Origin of the sequence: Mammaliicoccus sp. O-M54 (genome assembly GCF_022386035.1) — a bacterium.
GTDB classification, from domain to species: Bacteria; Bacillota; Bacilli; order Staphylococcales; family Staphylococcaceae; genus Mammaliicoccus; species Mammaliicoccus sciuri_A.
The window spans coordinates 206,876-226,576 of sequence record NZ_JAJNJE010000003.1; the positions used below are offsets into that span (position 1 = coordinate 206,876).

At 32.1% G+C, this 19,701-nt stretch carries 21 protein-coding genes and 1 other annotated feature; all 21 genes read right to left on the reverse strand.

Going from position 1 to position 19,701, the window contains the following annotated elements:
- Positions 1–136 precede the first annotated feature (136 nt).
- A complete protein-coding gene (gene secDF / locus LQ673_RS06960; protein WP_191835650.1) occupies positions 137–2,428 on the reverse strand; it encodes a protein translocase subunit SecDF in 2,292 nt (763 codons plus the stop codon).
- A 169-nt stretch (positions 2,429–2,597) separates the two neighbouring features.
- A complete protein-coding gene (gene yajC, locus LQ673_RS06965; RefSeq protein WP_025904259.1) occupies positions 2,598–2,861 on the reverse strand; it encodes a preprotein translocase subunit YajC in 264 nt (87 codons plus the stop codon).
- Positions 2,862–2,873: 12 nt separating this feature from the next.
- On the reverse strand, positions 2,874–4,013 hold the full coding sequence (gene tgt, locus LQ673_RS06970) for a tRNA guanosine(34) transglycosylase Tgt (RefSeq protein ID WP_025904260.1): 1,140 nt from the start codon (positions 4,011–4,013) through the stop codon (positions 2,874–2,876).
- A 15-nt stretch (positions 4,014–4,028) separates the two neighbouring features.
- The gene (gene queA, locus LQ673_RS06975) at positions 4,029–5,054 is read right to left on the reverse strand and encodes a tRNA preQ1(34) S-adenosylmethionine ribosyltransferase-isomerase QueA (RefSeq protein ID WP_037588426.1); all 1,026 of its coding nucleotides are present in this window, start codon (positions 5,052–5,054) and stop codon (positions 4,029–4,031) included.
- Between the two features lie 16 nt (positions 5,055–5,070).
- Positions 5,071–6,051, reverse strand: a complete 981-nt coding sequence (gene ruvB, locus LQ673_RS06980; RefSeq protein WP_371683273.1) for a Holliday junction branch migration DNA helicase RuvB — start codon at positions 6,049–6,051, stop codon at positions 5,071–5,073.
- Positions 6,052–6,079: 28 nt separating this feature from the next.
- Positions 6,080–6,670 (reverse strand): Holliday junction branch migration protein RuvA, encoded by a 591-nt coding sequence (gene ruvA, locus LQ673_RS06985; protein ID WP_191835651.1) that lies wholly within the window; start codon positions 6,668–6,670, stop codon positions 6,080–6,082.
- A gap of 14 nt (positions 6,671–6,684) precedes the next feature.
- The gene (locus LQ673_RS06990) at positions 6,685–7,146 is read right to left on the reverse strand and encodes an ACT domain-containing protein (RefSeq protein WP_025904264.1); all 462 of its coding nucleotides are present in this window, start codon (positions 7,144–7,146) and stop codon (positions 6,685–6,687) included.
- A gap of 12 nt (positions 7,147–7,158) precedes the next feature.
- Positions 7,159–8,448, reverse strand: a complete 1,290-nt coding sequence (gene obgE / locus LQ673_RS06995) for a GTPase ObgE (RefSeq protein WP_239705240.1) — start codon at positions 8,446–8,448, stop codon at positions 7,159–7,161.
- Between the two features lie 2 nt (positions 8,449–8,450).
- Positions 8,451–8,981, reverse strand: coding sequence for a Spo0B domain-containing protein (locus LQ673_RS07000; protein WP_191835652.1), 531 nt, complete (start codon positions 8,979–8,981; stop codon positions 8,451–8,453).
- A 193-nt stretch (positions 8,982–9,174) separates the two neighbouring features.
- Complete coding sequence (rpmA, locus tag LQ673_RS07005) at positions 9,175–9,459, reverse strand: 50S ribosomal protein L27 (RefSeq protein WP_025904267.1); 285 nt, start codon at positions 9,457–9,459, stop codon at positions 9,175–9,177.
- Between the two features lie 10 nt (positions 9,460–9,469).
- Positions 9,470–9,790, reverse strand: a complete 321-nt coding sequence (locus LQ673_RS07010) for a ribosomal-processing cysteine protease Prp (protein WP_037588433.1) — start codon at positions 9,788–9,790, stop codon at positions 9,470–9,472.
- Positions 9,791–9,793: 3 nt separating this feature from the next.
- Entirely contained in the window at positions 9,794–10,102 is a 309-nt protein-coding gene (gene rplU, locus LQ673_RS07015; protein WP_016911517.1) for a 50S ribosomal protein L21, read from the reverse strand.
- Between the two features lie 12 nt (positions 10,103–10,114).
- Positions 10,115–10,188, reverse strand: a sequence feature (ribosomal protein L21 leader region).
- Between the two features lie 59 nt (positions 10,189–10,247).
- Positions 10,248–10,751, reverse strand: a complete 504-nt coding sequence (gene mreD, locus LQ673_RS07020) for a rod shape-determining protein MreD (protein ID WP_191835653.1) — start codon at positions 10,749–10,751, stop codon at positions 10,248–10,250.
- Positions 10,751–11,608, reverse strand: a complete 858-nt coding sequence (mreC, locus tag LQ673_RS07025; RefSeq protein ID WP_037588437.1) for a rod shape-determining protein MreC — start codon at positions 11,606–11,608, stop codon at positions 10,751–10,753. Before mreC ends, mreD begins: the two co-directional genes overlap by 1 nt.
- Before the next feature lie 101 nt (positions 11,609–11,709).
- A complete protein-coding gene (locus LQ673_RS07030; RefSeq protein WP_191835654.1) occupies positions 11,710–12,153 on the reverse strand; it encodes a DUF4930 family protein in 444 nt (147 codons plus the stop codon).
- A 369-nt stretch (positions 12,154–12,522) separates the two neighbouring features.
- Positions 12,523–14,271: an ABC transporter ATP-binding protein gene (locus LQ673_RS07035; RefSeq protein ID WP_239705233.1), complete on the reverse strand. Its 1,749-nt coding sequence runs from the start codon at positions 14,269–14,271 to the stop codon at positions 12,523–12,525.
- Complete coding sequence (locus LQ673_RS07040) at positions 14,268–16,007, reverse strand: ABC transporter ATP-binding protein (protein ID WP_126477551.1); 1,740 nt, start codon at positions 16,005–16,007, stop codon at positions 14,268–14,270. Before LQ673_RS07040 ends, LQ673_RS07035 begins: the two co-directional genes overlap by 4 nt.
- A gap of 273 nt (positions 16,008–16,280) precedes the next feature.
- Positions 16,281–16,559, reverse strand: a complete 279-nt coding sequence (locus LQ673_RS07045; RefSeq protein WP_191835657.1) for a hypothetical protein — start codon at positions 16,557–16,559, stop codon at positions 16,281–16,283.
- 44 nt (positions 16,560–16,603) lie between these two features.
- Positions 16,604–17,320 carry a RadC family protein gene (gene radC, locus LQ673_RS07050; RefSeq protein ID WP_037588446.1) on the reverse strand — a complete coding sequence of 239 codons (717 nt, stop codon included), beginning with the start codon at positions 17,318–17,320 and terminating at the stop codon, positions 16,604–16,606.
- On the reverse strand, positions 17,310–18,035 hold the full coding sequence (locus LQ673_RS07055) for a prepilin peptidase (protein ID WP_191835659.1): 726 nt from the start codon (positions 18,033–18,035) through the stop codon (positions 17,310–17,312). The genes radC and LQ673_RS07055 overlap by 11 nt, the downstream gene beginning before the upstream one ends.
- 176 nt (positions 18,036–18,211) lie before the next feature.
- Positions 18,212–19,609, reverse strand: coding sequence for a YfcC family protein (locus tag LQ673_RS07060; RefSeq protein WP_191835660.1), 1,398 nt, complete (start codon positions 19,607–19,609; stop codon positions 18,212–18,214).
- Positions 19,610–19,701 lie beyond the last annotated feature (92 nt).

Genomic DNA, 19,701 nt, shown 5'->3' on the forward strand with positions numbered 1-19,701 from the left:
GACTTTTGTTACTATAGGCCCTCCTTAGTTACAATTCTTCCTACTTTTGTAAACACAATCACCAAGTTAAACCTTTATCATTTATTCTAAAACAAAAAAGTACCTGCCCTATTAATAAGGACAGGTACACGATTTATTAAACTAATATTTTTTCATCGTTTGATTTTTTCTCAGTATATACAACTAATTTACCATTTTCTGATTTTTTAAGTTGTCGTTTTTTCAAGATACCCCATAAAGGTACTGCGACGAATACTGATGAGAACACACCGGATACTAAACCGATTAATAGTGCTAATGAGAAGTTGAAGATACTTGATGATCCAAGTATTAATAATGCGACAACTACGATTACAACTGTTAATACGGTATTGATTGATCTTGTCATCGTTTGTCTAATAGATGAGTTAACGATCATATCAACAGTTTCTGGTTTCGTTATCACTTTCACTTTACGTAAATTTTCCCTTACGCGGTCAAACGTAACGATCGTGTCATTGATTGAATAACCAATAATTGTTAGAACTGCTGCAATGAATGTAATATCCACTTCGAGTCTGAATAAACTGAATACTGCTACAATCATAAATACGTCATGTAGTAACGCAAGTACTGCAGTAGTACCCATTCTCCACTCAAATCTAAAGGATACGTATAATACAATTCCTATTGCTGCATAAAGCATTGCTTTTAATGCATTTCCTGCTAACTCTTGACCAACAACTGGTGAAACCGTACTTACGTTTGGATCATGACCCAATGATTTACCAAAGTCAGATTTAACTTTTTGTATTTCAGATTTGTTTAATGCATCTTTAAATTGTACGGTTGCCATTTTGTTTCCAGTTCCACTTGTTGTAACTTGTGACGGATCTAATCCCATATCTTTAAACTGTTTAGAAACTTGTTCAGTCTTGATAGCTTGATCAGATTGTAAGTCAACACGTGTACCACTTGTGAAATCAATACCTAAATTCAATCTGAAGATCGATACAATGATGGCACCAACGATAATTGTAATAATACTAAATGTTAATAATGGTTTAGCAAGTTTTACGAAATTTATTTTGTCATAGACTGTTCTTAAATCATGAACATCTAATCTTTCACTAATATCATGTCTATCTTTCTTAGAAACACCAAACCAATTGTATTTTTTCTTGAAGTAATTTGAGTTTACTAATAAACCTAATAATATTCTAGTGAAGAATACTGACGTTACGAAACTCATTAGAATCGCAAGTAATAACATTGTTGCGAAACCTTTTACTGAACTTTCACCAAATACGAATAATACGAGCGCTGCTAAAATTGTTGTTAAGTTAGCATCTAATATCGTAATAAATGAAGAACCTGAACCTTTTTTGAAGGCTTGTTGTAAAGTCCTTCCGATCCGTAATTCATCTTTTATCCGTTCGTACATGATGATGTTAGCATCAACGGCCATACCTACACCTAATACTAAGGCTGCAAGTCCTGGCAATGTTAATACCCCTGAAATAAAGTTAAATGCTAATAATGTTAAGTAAACATAAGCACTTAATGTTATGACAGCTACAACACCAGGTAATCGGTAGTAAATGAGCATGAATAAGAATATAATACCTACACCTATTGTAGAAGCAAGTACTGTTTCATCTAATGCATCTTTACCAAATTGCGCACCTACTGATGTAGAATAAACTTCATCTAATTTAACAGGTAGTGAACCTGAATTTAATAAGTCTGCAATTTGTTTTGCTTCTTTAACACCTTGTTCACCATTGAATCCACCAGAGATTTCAACATTTTCTGAATTGATTGGTTGGCTTACAGTTGCTGCAGAAATATATTTTGGTTCTTTACCTTCTTGTTCTTTTTTAGCTTCTTTCTCGTAACTGTCTCCTTTTTCATAGTCCATCCAAATGACCATTAAATTAGGATTCATTTTAGAAACTTTTTCAGTTACTTCTTTGAACTTTTTGGCATCTTTAAGCTTAAGTGTAACGGCTACTTCGTTTGTATTGTCTTTAAAGCCTTGCTTAGCGCCACCTTGAACTAAATCTTTACCAGATAGTAAAACTCTATCCTTTGCATCTCTGATTGTTAAATTCGCTTGTGTAGAAAGTACTTCACGAGCTTCATTCTGGTCTTTAATACCAGCTAATTGAACTCGAATACGATTACCTTCCTCAACTTGAATTTTCGGCTCAGAAACACCTAATACGTTTACACGTGACTCTAAAGTCTTTGCAGTAGATTTAACCGCATCATTATCAATCTTATCACCTTTGTCTAAAGGATTAACTTGATATAATACTTCAAAACCACCTTGTAAGTCTAGACCTAAATTTACATTCTTTGTTATATCTTTTGTTGTTGATCCTATTAAACTAAAAACCAACACTGCAAGAAGTAAAAAGGCTATAATTCTACTCCGCTTTTTCACGATAACACCTCTTACATATATTTAATTCACTATATATGTTATAGCATACATCAACTATAGTTGAATAGCCATAACATTCATGAATGAAAAAAAGACATGGATAACCATGTCTTTTAACATCAAATATGATACATAATATTAAACCAATTTCCTAAAAAAGTAAACTATTTTATGAAGGGTCTACTTGTTTGATAGCTGGTTTTTCAAATGTAATTTCGTGTCCTTTATCGTTTACAGAAACAACAACGATAGACTCATCAACTGCTCTAACTGTACCTTTGATACCACCGATTGAAGTTACTTTTTGACCAACTTCTAAACGGTTTAATAATTCACGATGTTCTTTAGCACGCTTTTGTTGTGGTCTGATCATTAAGAACCAAACAAGCGCAAAAATTAAGATAATAGGTAATAATTGTACTAATACTTCCATATTCAATCTCCTTTAAAAGTTTTTGGGGTTATCTACATTTAGTCCATACTGCTCGAAAAATTCATCTTTGAAATCAAGTAATCGATCTTCTCTTATTGCTTGGCGAATGTTCTCCATAAGTTTTAATAAGAAATACAAATTATGATATGTAGTAAGACGAATTCCAAATGTTTCATCTGCTTTAATCAGATGACGCAAATATGCTTTAGTATAGTTTCTGCATGTATAACAATCACACTCTGGATCAAGAGGTGATAAATCTTGCTGATATTTAGCATTTTTTATAACGACTCTACCTTGAGATGTCATACATGTACCATTTCTAGCTATACGTGTAGGTAATACGCAATCAAACATATCGATGCCCCTAATTGAACATTCGATTAATGCGTCTGGAGAACCAACTCCCATTAAATATCTTGGTTTATTAAATGGCATTAATGGCGTTGTATGTTCAACCATTCTGTACATGACAGGTTTAGGTTCACCAACAGACAAACCACCAATTGCATAGCCAGGAAAATCAAGTGAAACGAGGTCTTTAGCACTTTGCTCTCTAAGATCCTTATATTCTCCACCTTGGATAATACCAAATAAAGCTTGATCTTCAGGGCGACGATGAGCTTCTAGACATCTTTCCGCCCATCTTGATGTTCTCTCAATTGAATTTTTTACATATTCATATTCAGATGGCATTGGAGGACATTCATCAAACGCCATCATAATATCTGAACCAAGATCATTTTGAATATGCATCGCTTTTTCAGGACTTAAGAACAATTTAGAACCATTTAAATGATGTCTAAAATGTACACCTTCTTCTTCGATTTTTCTCATATCACTTAAGCTGAATACTTGAAAACCACCAGAATCAGTAAGTATAGGTCCATCCCAATTCATAAACTTATGTAATCCACCCACTTTAGAAATGATATCACTTCCAGGTTGTAACCACAAATGATAGGTATTACTAAGTATAATTTTTGCTTCCATTTGTTTAAGCTCTTCAGGGCTCATTGTCTTAACGGTTGCTTTAGTTCCAACAGGCATGAACATTGGCGTCTCAAATGAACCATGAGGTGTATGCACAATCCCGAGTCTTGCACCTGATTGCTTACAAGTTTTAATGTGCTCATATGTTACTGCAGGCATATTGTTACTCCTTTTCTATATTAAAATCATTGCATCGCCAAAACTAAAGAATCTATACTTTTCTTCAACTGCATGTTTATATGCATTTAAAATATGTTCTCTAGTTGATAATGCAGATACCAACATAATAAGTGTTGATTTTGGTAAATGGAAATTGGTAATTAATCCATCTATCGCTTTAAATTCGTATCCCGGATAAATAAATATATCTGTCCAACCGCTTTCTTCAACAAATTGGTCATTTTTAGAACGAATTGTTTCTAGTGTTCTTGTAGACGTTGTACCTACAGATATGATTTTATGACCACTTGCTTTTACACGATTTAATAAATCAGCCGTCTCAGCAGTCATTTGGTAATATTCTGAATGCATCTCATGATCATCTATATTATCTACACTGACTGGTCTAAATGTACCTAAGCCAACATGTAATGTAATAAAAGCAATGTGGACGCCTTTATCAGCGATTTCTTGTAATAAATGTTCAGTGAAATGTAAACCTGCTGTAGGCGCAGCTGCAGACCCAACTGCTTTAGCATAAACTGTTTGATATCTATCTTGGTCATCTAAACGTTCTTTAATATATGGTGGTAAAGGCATTTCACCAAGTTCATCTAATCTTTCTTGTAAGATACCTTCGTATGAAAGTTTCATAATGCGTCCACCTTGTTCAAGTTCTTTGACACAAGTCGCAATAATTTTACCTTCCCCAAATGACACAGATTGACCAACTCTAATACGTTTAGCTGGTTTAATCAATACTTCCCATTCATTATCTTCTTGTTGCGTTAGCATTAGCATTTCTACTTTTGCACCAGTTTCTTCTTTGATACCAAATAATCTTGCTGGCATCACTTTCGTATCATTTAATACTAAACAGTCACCTGGTGAAAGTTGATTGACAACTTCTTTAAACGTTAAATCTTCCAATTCACCTGTTGCTTTATTACATTTTAATAACCTACTGCTTTCTCTATCTAACAGTGGTGTTTGTGCAATTAATGATTCAGGTAAATCAAAATCGAAATCTTCAATATTCACAAACTTTGCCTCTTTCCTAATCCTTTTTAATGTCGAAGTGATCGTAACTTAATGCAGTTGCACGACGACCTCTTGGCGTTCTTTCTATAAATCCTTTTTGGATGAGATAAGGTTCATAAACGTCTTCAAGTGTTATACGTTCTTCACCTATAGTAGCTGCTATTGCATCTAATCCAACTGGACCACCTTTATAATTATTCAGGATACAGTGCATAATTTTATAGTCTATATGGTCGAGTCCTTCTTCATCTACTTGCAATAAATCTAAAGCATGCTTTGTAATATCTATTGAAATTGCTTCGTCACCTTCAACTTGAGCAAAATCACGTACTCTACGTAACAAACGGTTTGCTATACGAGGTGTCCCTCTACTTCGTTTAGATAATTCGACTGTGCTATTTTGATCAATGTCTACTTCAAATACTTCAGCAGTACGCTTTATAATTTCTTGTAAACTATTATCGTCGTAATATTCTAATCTAAGATGCACACCGAAACGATCTCTCAAAGGTGCTGAAAGGCTCCCGACACGCGTTGTGGCACCTACTAGCGTAAATGGCGGCAAATCGATTCTAATACTTCTTGCTTCTTCACCTTTACCAACAACGATATCTAAGAAGAAATCTTCCATTGCAGGGTATAACACTTCTTCAACAACTCTGCTTAATCGGTGTATCTCATCTATGAAAAGTACATCTCCAGGTTGTAGCGCAGAAAGTATGGCTGCTAAATCACCGGGTCTTTCAATAGAAGGTCCGCTTGCAGTTCGTAAATTAACATTCATCTCATTAGATATAATATGAGCTAAAGTTGTCTTACCTAGACCAGGTGGACCGTAAAGTAAACAATGATCTAAAGGTTCTTCTCTTAACTTAGCAGCTTTAATAAATATATCTAAGTTTGATTTAATATTGTTTTGACCAATATATTGATTTAAAGTATCTGGTCTTAATGAAAGTTCACTTTGGATATCATCTTCGTGCCCATGTTCATCCATTAATCGCTCATCCAAAAAATCACCTCATTTACTGAATAAGTAATGCTAAACCTCTTTTAACACAAGCATCTACTGAATCAAATGATTCTTTTTCTAGGTTCTTCTTAACTTTTGTAATTTCTCGTTTAGAGTAACCTAATGCTTCTAAAGCTAACAATGCTTCTTCTAATACATCTTGACCGGCATCTTTACTTTCTGGGAATAACTCAGACTCTTCTGTGATGATTAATTTTCCTTTTAAATCAAGAATAATTTGTCTTGCTGTTTTTTTACCGATACCTGGAAACTTTGTTAAATATAATTCATTTTCATTTTCTATAGCAATTGCTACTTCATTAGGCGTGCTTGTCGCTAAAATTGCTAAAGCTGACTTCGGTCCAATACCAGTCACTTTAATTAAGCTTAAAAACATATCCTTTTCTTCAAGATTCACAAATCCATATAATAATTGGGCATCTTCACGCACAATTAATTGTGTATATACTTGCGTTTCTTTATCTAATTGAGATTGAAAACGATATGAGTTAGGTGTTTGAATTTCATAACCTATACCATTTGCCTCAACTACAATATGAGAAGGATATAATTGTGTAACGATTCCTTTTATATATGCATACATTTAGACAACTTCCTTTACATACTCATTCCAATAATTTCTACTTCATCAACATATGGACTTTCTTTAATTGCATCCATTAATTCTTCTAATGATAACTCAATATTTGCAGCATTAAGAGAAATTGTAATCGTTGCTCTATCCTTTATTGGTAGACTTTGATGTATGGTAAGTACAGAACCTTTAACTTCAGCAATTTTATTCAAGACAGTTGCGAGCATTCCCACTTCATCTTGTACATATAAAATTAACGTTAAATTTTTGGTCTGTTCTTCTAATCTATCAATTGGAAATATTGTATCTTTATATTTATAAAAAGCACTTCTAGATAAATTAAATTCTTTAACTGCATCATAAATCGTTAAATTATTATTTTTTAATAATGCATTTTTGACTTTGATTGTCTTTTGCACTGACTCTGGCAAAACATCTTCTCTGATTAAATAAAACCTTTTTGTTGATTCATTTGATTTTTTCAATTGGAACACGCCCTATTCGACAAATTCAAATTCTCCACCTAAAATTCTTACAATATCACCATTTGAAGCACCGCGTTCTCTTAAGGCATCATCAATACCCATTGAACGCATTTGTCTTGCAAATCTTCTAACTGCTGCATCACGATTAAAGTCCGTCATTTTGAATAATCTTTCAATCGAATTACCTGATACAACATAGGCACCATCGTCATCTCTTGTAATAACAAAATGATCTCGTGATTTTTCGTGTTTATAGACAACACGATGTACGCCAGTTTCTTCTTCGACCGAATCGAAGTCCATTCCTTCAGTTTCATCTAATAAATCAGCAATTTGATAAAGTAGTTTATCAACATTATGACGTGTAACTGTACTAATAGGAATAATATTAACATCTTCTTGAAGTTGTTCTTTAAACATTTCTAATTGTGTTTCTGAATCTAGTAAATCCATTTTATTCGCAACAACAATTTGTGGTCTTCTAGAAAGATTTTCATTATATGATTTTAATTCTTGATTAATTGTAACATAATCTTCATATGGGTCTCTGCCTTCCATCCCACTCATATCAATTATATGAACAATTACTCTTGTACGTTCAATATGTCTTAAGAATTGATGACCTAAACCTACACCTTCAGAAGCACCTTCAATTAAACCCGGTAAATCTGCCATTACAAATCCTCTACCATCATTTGTTTGGACAACACCTAAATTAGGTTTAATCGTCGTAAAGTGATAAGCACCGATTTTTGGTTTTGCTTTGGAAACAATAGATAATAATGTTGATTTACCAACGCTTGGATAACCTACTAAACCTACATCTGCCATAAGTTTAAGTTCTAACATGACTTCAAGTTCTTCACCAGGTTCACCATTTTCACAGAAATCTGGTGCCGGATTACTTGCTGAAGCAAATCTTGAGTTACCTCTACCACCACGGCCACCTTTAGCGACTGTAGCGCGTTGACCATGTTCAACAAGGTCAGCTAAAATCTCTTCATTTTCAGCATTTTTAATAATTGTACCAGGTGGTACTTTTAATACTAAGTCGTCTGCTCCACGACCGTGCATATTACTACTTTGTCCATTTTCACCTTTATCAGCTTTAAATTTTCTTTGGAATCTAAAGTCTAATAAAGTACGTAAACCTTCATCTACCTCAAATACGACTGACGCACCTTTACCACCGTCGCCACCTGCTGGTCCACCAAATGGAACATACTTTTCACGACGAAAAGCTACTAAACCGTTACCGCCATCACCGGCTTTTAACGATATTTTGACCTGATCTATAAACATGTTTACACCTCTATTTCTTTTATGTTAATAAAAAATTCTAATTCTATATGATTTTGACTTTCTGATAAAATTTCAACGTTATATTTAGAAAATGATTGTTCAATTTGATTAAGCTCCTGATTAGTCGCACTTAACCAAATAATCATTGTGACAAATTCCTCTTCTACTGTAAGACTAATATGAATATTTTTTTCATCCATATTGTTAATCACAACATATTTCAAATCATTAAATATATTTGCTAAAGTATTATCTGTTCTTTCTAAGTTCTTTTGATAATAATCGATATTTGAGTTGTCAATTTCAAATGTCCATTTAGAGCCTGACAAAGATAGTTTGTATTCAAATACATTATGAACAAATTTTCTACACGGTGCATTTAAAAACAACTGTTCTTGCTTGAGATTTTTGTACAATTCATCAATTAATAAATCAACCTCTTCATGTTTTCCTAACTGTTTATATGTATATAACAATTGGAACTGATTCACAAAATCATGTCTAGACTTTAAATACACATCTAAATTATTCATTCCATCACCTTTATTATCATTATTCATAACACTCATTATAACATTTTAATATTATGAATAAAAAAAGAAACTGCATTTCTGAATACCTTCATTATAAATAAAACGTACCATTCATGTTTATATAAATAACTGCCAACATAATGATTGAGGCTGGGACAATTATACATGTCCCAGCCTCATCTAAATATAAAGATTATTCAGCAGCTGCGTATACAGATACTTTCTTTTTGTCACGACCAAAACGTTCGAATTTAACAACGCCGTCGATTTTAGCGAATAATGTATCGTCTCCACCGCGACCTACGTTTTCACCAGCGAAAACTTTAGTTCCACGTTGACGATAAAGAATAGAACCACCAGTAACGAATTGACCGTCAGCACGTTTAGCACCTAAACGTTTTGATTCAGAGTCACGACCGTTCTTTGTAGAACCTACCCCTTTTTTCGATGCGAAAAATTGTAAGTTTAATTTTAACATGAGTTACACCTCACTTGTAATTTAGTTTAATATATTGCCCATATTCTTCTTCGATTGTTTTCAAAGAAACGATAAGGCCTTGTAATAATATTTGCGCTTGTTCATTTTCTAAGTTTACACTACGTATATGAAAATATCCACCGTCGTCACTGTAATCTATATCAGGTGACTCATCAGTTAATCCAATAATAGCATTTGTTGTACCAAAGACAACTGCTGAAGCACCGGCACAGACTAAGTCTTTACCGTATTCACCTGAATCAGCATGTCCAGACATTTCAATATCTGTAACTTGCCCTTCTTGATTCAAACTAACATCTACATTAATCATAAATTATGCGTTGATTTTTTCGATTGTTAATTTAGTGTAAGGTTGACGATGACCTTGTTTACGTTTGTAGTTTTTCTTAGCTTTGTATTTGAATACAGTGATTTTTTTACCGCGTCCTTGTTTTTCAACTTTAGCAGTAACTGAAGCACCTTCAACAACAGGTGATCCAACTTTAACTGAATCTCCACCTACAAATAATACTTGGTCAAATGTGAATGAATCACCTTCATTTACGTCTAATTTCTCAACCCAAATTGTTTGACCTTCTTCTACTTTAACTTGCTTTCCGCCAGTTTCAATTATAGCAAACATACTTGCACCTCCTAATTTTTTAAGTCACGCCATTCATAGGTGACATACGTACTTTAAGACCTATGATTGAGCGGTTGTATGTAGCTAGAAACTACTCAACTTCAATAGAGTACCACCTACAGCTATTGATGTCAATAATCTTTCATTAATTAGTATTTCTTTCTAATAATTTTAATACAAATGGGAAAATGATGATTAAACATATTAAATTAAATATGACAGTTGGAATTAATCTAAATAGAATAATTTGGCCAATATTAATAGAGGCAATGCCTAAAAATCCATAAAAAACCATGACCCATATTTCAAGTAATACAACTGAAGATATTAAGAGAATAACCATCATCAAAATATCTCTATAAAATACTTTAAATAGTTTATCCATCATAATCACAAAAATAGCATATCCAAATGTATAGACACCGTATATACCGCCATAATAAATATCTGTAAAAATACCTGTAACGATTGATAAAATAATGGCAACTTTAGGATTTTTGTATACAGCAATTATGAGTAAGTACAAAAATGTTAATCGAGGCACGATAATAAATGTCTCATCAAATAAATGTAAAGGTGATAAACGTGTTAATAATGAATCTAAGTAAAATAATAAGACACCAATTAAAGGAATAACGTAAAATCTCATTATTCCTCACCACTTTCTTCAGATGAAGGTATCGTTTCTGGATCACGTTTAGCAACATATACATGGTTTAATTCTTTAATATTTGTAGATGTCTTGATATAGGCAACTTTAGATAAACCATATTCATCATTTTCTACTTTTTCAACTTTACCAACTAATATACCTTTAGGAAGTTGGTCACCTAAACCATTTGTTACAACTTTAGATCCTTTTTTGATACTGTATTTATTATCGATATCACTAATAACAAGTAAATCTTTATCTTCGTCATATCGATTAATCATACCAAAGATATTATCATCATCTTGCTGTATATCTACTGAAAGCTTACTCGTTTTAACACTTGTAGATATTAATTCAACTTGTGAAGAAAATTGGTTTGCTTTTTTAATTCTACCTACTAAACCTTCACTCGTAATGACAGCCATATTTTCTTTCATGCCGCTCTTTTTTCCTTTATCAATAATGATTGTATTCATCCATTGATCTGGACTTCTACCGATTACAGTAGCTGATATTGGATTGAATTGCGAAATATCCTTCATATCCAATTCTTTTTTTAAGGCTTTGTTTTCTTTTTCTAATCTTGCTTTATCAGCTTTGATTTGATCTGTACTTTTTACTTCTTCTTTTAGTTTATCAACGTCTTCGTCTGAAGTGAAAATTCCAGAGAAGAAATCAGAAACAAAAGTAACTGGATAAGATACGATTCTTCCACCAAACGATGATGTATCACTCGCATATTGTTCACTAAGCGATGCAGATTGCGCTCTCACTGAATAACCAACAATTACAATTAATAAAACCATAGAAATTAGAAAAATCATTATTTTATTATTTTTAAAAAAATTCGACAATCCGAACACCTCTTAATCTTCAAATGACTCATTAACAATGATATTACTATTTTAGCTTACACAGCACTTTAAATAAAGTAAGAGACTGCCGAAATAAAAATTTAATATGCAGTTTTAGGTAATAATTCTATATTTGAGTGCATTGCACTTAAATCATTCATTAAATCTTGCTCTGTTTGATAAACATACATCTTTGGTTCCCCAAATTTATACAAGATATACTCTGTTCCTCTTTGCCCTGCAACATAGTTGTCGTCATATCCCATACGTTCTAGTCCTGAAACATCCATGAATTCACTTTTATTGATCCAATTAAATGCTTGTTTAGTTTGACCTAATGGTACATTTTGTAATAATGGATTATCTTCAATTTTATAAGTTGCATTTGCATGTTGTGGAGCTATTTCTTCAGTCGTTTGTTCATTACTATGATCAAACGGATTTAAATCACTCAATGCTGGTACGTTTCTATATACAATAACAATGATAATGACAATTGCTAATAACGCTAATAAATTTCTAATTAATCTAAATAACCATCTCAAAATTATAGACACCTCTCATTCATTTATATTATACGAAAATTGCTCAAATAACATCATCGGGCTTTAGACCTAAACCTTTAATCATTCTGTAGTCTGATGTATTTAATGAGTTTATTCTTTATAATGAATTCAAGAGGTGATAAATTTGGAATTAATATATATATTTTTAGCTATCTTGTTTTTAATTATCTTTTTTAGATTTTTCGTTGGATTATTAAGAGTTGTAATAAAATTAGCAATCATCGCTTTAGTTATTTACTTCATATATCAAGGCGTACTTTACTTTATGTGACCGCAATGATGAGTTTAAAAAATATAAAACAATGGCCTGGGATAATATATCCCAGGCCATTAGTTTGTTTAACACGATTAATCTGTTAAAGACTGCATTTGATACATTTTGTAATATTGCCCTTCTAACTTGATTAACTCATCATGATTTCCTTTTTCAATAATGTGACCTTTATCAAGAACAATAATTTGATCAGCATTCTTAATCGTTGAAAGTCGGTGCGCAATAATAAATGATGTTCGTCCTTTAGACAACACAGTCATTGCTTTTTGTATAATTTCTTCCGTTTCAGAATCAATACTTGATGTTGCTTCATCTAAAATCAAAATTTCTGGATCAAATGCAAGTGCTCGCGCAAATGAAATGATTTGTCGCTGTCCAGAACTTAATGTACGACCTCTTTCAATAACTGGTTCATCAATCCCTTTTTTAAAGTGTTCTAACACTCTATCTCCACCCACTGCATTTAAACTTTCAACAGCTTTTTCTCGCGTTACTTTAGGATCGTCTAATGTAATGTTGGATAAAATAGTCCCTGTATATAAGTATGGGTCTTGTAATACAATGCCCATATGTTTTCGCATATCTCTTTTATCAGTCTTAATGGTCGGTATACCATCAATTTCAATTGTTCCATTAGTAGGATCATAGAATCTGAATAGTAAATTCATAATAGAACTTTTCCCAGAACCTGTATGTCCAACTAACGCAATTGTTTGTCCTTTATCGACATCTAAATTGATATCTTCCAAGACGTATTCACCTTCATTATAAGCAAACGAGACATCTTTAAAATGTACACGACCTTCTATTTTTTTAGGCAACTGAATTTGATGTTCTGGCATCTTTTCTTCAGAGACATTCATCATTTCAAATACTCTTACGCAAGAAACTCTTGCCTGTTCTAATTGTCCCAACACGTTTAATACACCAAACAAAGGATCAAACAATCTTGTTATATAATTTACAAGAATATATAACGTTCCGACTGAAATTGCGACTGAAGAATTTAGAAATTGTGTTCCAAATACGACAATTAACATTAAAAACACAATACTTCTAATCGTACTTAACAAATTATGTTCTGTCAGCGAATCAAATTGTATGATTTTTTTATAATTGTTTAAATACGCTTGATTCATTTCATCAAAATCATTCATAATTTGTTTTTCTTGTTTAAATGCTTGAATGATATTCATACCATTTATAGATTCATTGATAAGTGCATTCATATCACTATTTTTTTCTCGAATGACATAGTTGTATTTACCCGTTACTTTTTTGTACCACAATAACCAAAGTATTACGAAAGGTATTGTAATCAATGCGATAAAACCAATTTTAATATTAATAAAGAATATCGCAATAATGACACCTATCATCGTAATAAAAGCTGAAATAAAGTTTGGTAATATAACAGTGAATAGTTCGAGTATCATTTGTGTATCATTCGTTATTCTAGCTACTACTTTTCCAGCTGGTAAATTATCAAAGTATTTAATCGGTAACTTTTGAACGTGTTCAAAGAGCTTAATTCTTAACTCTTTAATTACATCTGATCCAGCACGTTGAAGAACGAGTGTTTGAAAATAACTTAATATCGCATGAATAAGTGACACTACAAAGAACAAACTCAATAATAGTAGCACTGGTCGTAATTGTATAATTTGTGAAGCAGATGTTTTAACATAATGATCAATAATATACATCGCAACCAATGGCCCTAATAATTCGAACCCCACTGCTCCAATTAAAATAACAATACCAATGATGAATCTTTTCTTATATTTGCTAACAAATGGAAAGAGTTGATTTACAATACTCACTTGCTATACACCTCCTTCAACCGTTGTCTTTCAAATTGAGATTTGTACCAACCATTCATTTGGAGTAATTGGTCATGTGTACCTGACTCCGTGATTTCTCCGTGGTCCATGACAACAATTTGATTAGCATGTTTAACACCTGATAATCGATGTGTCGCAATAATGGTAGTTTTACCTTGTCTATATTTTTGTATATTTTGTATAATTTTCTTTTCTGTTTTTGCATCAACAGCAGATAGTGCATCGTCTAAAATTAATATTTTAGGATCCATAATCAATGCTCTAGCAATTGCTATTCTTTGCTTTTGACCTCCAGAAATTGCTATACCTTTTTCTCCTACTAATGTTTCTAAACCTTGTGGTAAACGTTCGATATCTTTTTCAAAGTATGCTAATTTAATCGCTTCTTCGATTTCATTGTCGGTAGCATTCGATTTACCAAATCTAATGTTATCTCTAATAGATCTAGAGAATAAAATGTTTTCTTGAGATACATAACCAATTAAACTTCTTAAATCACTTTTTGAAATTTGATTAATATTAGTATCTCCAAGTACGATTTCTCCATCACCAGTAGGATATTCTTTCAAAATTTGTTTGATTAATGTCGTCTTACCAGAACCAGTTGCACCGACAATACCTAAAGTTTCACCCTTACCTAGTATGATATTAATGTTGTTCAAGTTAATGGATTCACTTGATGGATATTTAAACACAACTGAATTCATACCTATATCATGTGAAGGCATGCCTTTATTTTCTACATCAATTACTGTTTCCGCTTCATTTAACGTTTCTTCAACACGATCTATAGACGCATTACCTCTTTGCATAATATTAATCAAAATACCAACTGAAAACATTGGCCATACGAGCATATTTAAATATACAGTGAATGAAATTAGTCCACCAATTGTCATTTCACCACTGTTAACGAGAAATGCTCCATAACCTATTCCGATCACTTGACTCATAGCAGTGATAATAATCGTTATTGGTTGAAAAAACGCATCCATTTTTTCAACATTCATAAATTTTTCTACGACACTTTCGGTCATATTTTTGAAATCTTTGTTGAGTTTATCTTCTTGTACATATGCTCTTGTGACTCGTACACCTTCAATAGATTCAAGTACACTGTCATTCATATCACCAAATGATTTTTGTGATATTAAATAGCGTTTATGAATTCTTTTACCTAATTCAATTTCTAATATGGCTAGTAAAGGTAATGGAATCAGTGCAAATAGTGTAAGCTTCCATGACACTGTAATACCCATCGTTAATATTATCGTTCCCATAAATGTTGTAGAATCAATTAAAGTTAAAATCCCTATCCCTGCAGTATTTCTAATTTGATTTAAATCGTTTGTAGACTTTGCCATTAAATCTCCAGTTCGATTTTTCTCAAAAAATGTTGGACTCATAGATAAAAATTTTTGCATCAGTTTACGTCTCATAATTGATTCAAGTATTTGAGAACCTGAAAAGATTAGAGTTCTCCAAATATAATTCACGATATAAGCCAAAATTAATACAATTATAAAAATAATTACTAATTGATGATATATTTGTTCAGTCAAAGAACGGTCACTTATCTTATCTATAGTCTGCCCTACTATCCAAGGTGGCAATACTTCTACAACGTTCGCAATTAGCAACAGAATAATTGCAATCGTATATCTCTTCCAATGACCTTTAAAAAACCACATTAACTTTTTAATTGCTTGAAACATGTTGTCCCCCCTTAACCCCTATCATTAAACACAAAAAAGCACACGCATCCTTAAAGAAAGCGTGTGCTTAAATTACATTCTAAAGGAAGTGAATATACTACTCCCTAATGCTTCATATTTAACGTAGGGGTAGTGATGTATGATGTTGTTTGTTTATAAAATCTTCTTCTGATGTTTCTCATAAGTCACTACCTCCTCTCTCATAAATTTAAGTTAATGATAGCCTTTTCAAAAATTAATGTCAATATAATATCCGAAAATTTACAATTTTATTTATTTGTTTAATATTTTATTTAAAATGAATAATGTAATTGAAACGAGAATACCCCAAGCAATTCCCGCAACAATTGAACCAAGTATTAAATTAATTGAAAGTGCAGAACCATCTTTTGTTAAAGTAAGAATAATAGATGCTAAGAATACACCTATGATACCTAACATCAACGTGATGCCATAGTCTTTTCTAACAATTGGTCGCTTTTTCTTGCGTTGAAATAAAGAAATGATAAATAGTAACGGTAATACGACAAATATGAACGTTATGATTTGCAAAATAAAAACTCCTGACTCATTTTTAATTACATTATAACATTGAATCATTCAGTTATATTATTAATTTCTAAGTCTTCACGCATGATATAGTCATTTTCAAATATGCTAATAAATTCTCCATCACCAATGATAATATGATCTAATAAATCGATGCCCATTAAATCACAACAATATAAAATTCGCTTTGTCGTTTTAATATCTTCTAATGATGGTGTTGGATCGCCACTTGGATGATTATGTGCAATCACAATTGAAGCAGCAGAATGCTTAACTGCCTCTCTCAATAAATCTCTCGGATGAACAACCGCCATATTTAATGAACCAATAAAAATCGATTGTTCATGTATAATTTGATTCTTTGTATTTAATAATAAAGCGACAAAGTGTTCTTGCTTTAAATATCTTAATTTTTCCATTAAATAATCTGCAACATCTTGTGGTTCATTGATTTCTACTTTGTCGAGAACAGTATTGCTATGCATTCTTTTAGCTAATTCAATAACCGCTAGAATAGTAATTGCTTTAGATTCACCAATACCATTAACACTTAGTAATTCAGACAATGTTAAATGTCTTAGTTCTCTTGTATTTTCAACTAAATTCAATACTTTATTTGCACATTCTAGACTAGAATATTGTTTGCTTCCTGAATTAATAATGATCGCCAATAGTTCTCTATTTGTTAATTTATCCGGACCATATGATTTAAGTCTTTCTCTCGGTTTATCTTCATGTTGTAAATCTTTAATTTTAATAACCATAGTAGCCTCCTAAAAAATAATCATTAAGTTGAATTTGGAATAATTGTACAAATATAATTGCAAGTGTCATAAAAGGAACGAGTGGTACTTTTTGAATTTTATTTCGTGTGATACATACATAAAGTGTGATCAATACACCCGCAAAAATAAAAGTAAACATAAAACATAATATAAAATGTGATACCGATAAAATTAAACTGAGTAACGAAAATAATTTAATATCTCCATAACCTAGCCCTCCCCTTGATATGAAATATAAGATGTGCAAAATTAATATGATAATCAGTGTGTAAATAAATTGTTCTCGCGTTATTCCAAATAAATAAACACTACATACTAACATAATGATGAGCATATGATTCGGTATGACAAAATGATGGAAATCATAAATGGACAAAGGTATTAAAAAGATAATTAAGAAGTAATACAAAAGAGGATTTAGTTGAACTGTTGAAAGAATGGGAATAAGAAAGAGTATACCTAAAAGGACTTCACAAATTAATAAACTTATTGGAATATCCTTCTTACAATAACGACATTTACCGCGCAATGCTACATAACTTACAATGGGTATTAAATCTATTGGTTTAAGTGATGTATGGCATGATTCACAAACAGAACGCTTCGTTAACAAATGAAAGTTCACTTTCTTCACACCCGTAAGTTGATATATATAACTTGCAATGATTACACCGAATATAAACATTTTAAACATTCTTTTTAACTCCTTTTTGATATAAATTAATATACCAAATAACACCTCAATATTTATAATCGCATTTTGTTAGTAAATAGCTCTAATACTTTTAAACGCTTTATAAATCCATTAAAAAAACTTGAAAAACACCTAAAGATAGCATGTGTTTTTCAAGTTTTGTAAAATTTTAAAATTTAATAACCTAGGGCTAATGCAATAATAATACCAACTAAGCAGATAACAACCCACAGTAATAATAACTTCCAAATAAATTTAACCCAAGTTGTGTATGAGATTCCTGCTACAGCTAATCCTCCCATTAACGAAGCTGATGTTGGGAATATACTATTACTTACTGCATCACCATATTGGAAGGCAAGTACTGCCATTTGTCTATTGATATTCAATAAATCAGAAATAGGCACCATTAATGGCATAGTCGTCATCGCTTGACCAGAACCAGATGGGATGAAGAAATTCAAAATCATTTGTATGATAAACATCATCCCTACCGTAATACTTGCTGGTAAATCTTGAATTGTATTTGTTAAATAATAAACGATTGTGTCTATAATTTTACCATTTTCTAATACAACGACGATTGCTTTAGCGAAGCCAACAATTAATGCTCCAAATAAAATAGACTGCATACCCTCGATTAATGCATCGAAAGTACCGTTAAAACCTAGACCAGCAATAAAACCTGCCAATAATCCGACTAGCAAGAAATTAGCACTCATTTCATTAAATGACCAACCAAATGTAAAAATACCAAATACGTTAAAACATATTGCACTAACTAATAAAATTAAACAAAACATTTGTCGCTTTGTAAATCTACCAATTTCTTCTTGCGGTCCTATTTGATCTTTTTCGTGTTGTTCTAACTCATATACTAAACTTTTCTTTGGATTCTTTTTAACTTTTCGAGCGTAAAACATAACGTATGCAATACCTACAATTAATACACAAATATAAATAATTGTTCTAAATTCCCATCCTGAAAAGAGTGGAATTTCTGCAATCTGTTGAGCAACGCCAACTGTAAATGGGTTGAGCATTCCGCCGAGAAAGCCAGCAGCAGCGCCCATGATAATCATTGCAGCACCTGTCATTGCATCATATCCGACTGCTCTAGCAATCGCTATACCGATTGGCACAAAAATAATCGTCTCTTCAGCTAAACCTATCGAGAAACCAAGCAATGAAAAAATGAACATCGTTAGTGGAATCATTAACTTACCGTTTTTACCAAGCTTATTCATTGCAGCATTGACGCCATTGGTAATGGCACCTGTCTTATGAATAATGCCAAATGCACCACCAACTAAAAATATGTAAAAGATAATATCAGCACCACTGATTAATCCTTCAGGTATTGATCTAAATATTTCTAAAAAGCCAGAAGGTTCACTATCTACTAAATGATATGTACCCGAAACAACCTCTTCCCGATCATTAACAGACTTCCTGTCAAATTCCCCAGAAGGTATCACATATGTCAGTAAACAACTCATAGCAATAATGAAAAGCAATATAGCATATGTATGAGGATTCTTGAACCTTATAAATTTTCCGACTATATCTTTCAAATTAATCCCCCCTATTTATAAGTACCATCATACACTATTATCAGAAAATATTGAATATTATACACAAAAATGCTTATTTCAAGTTATAACTT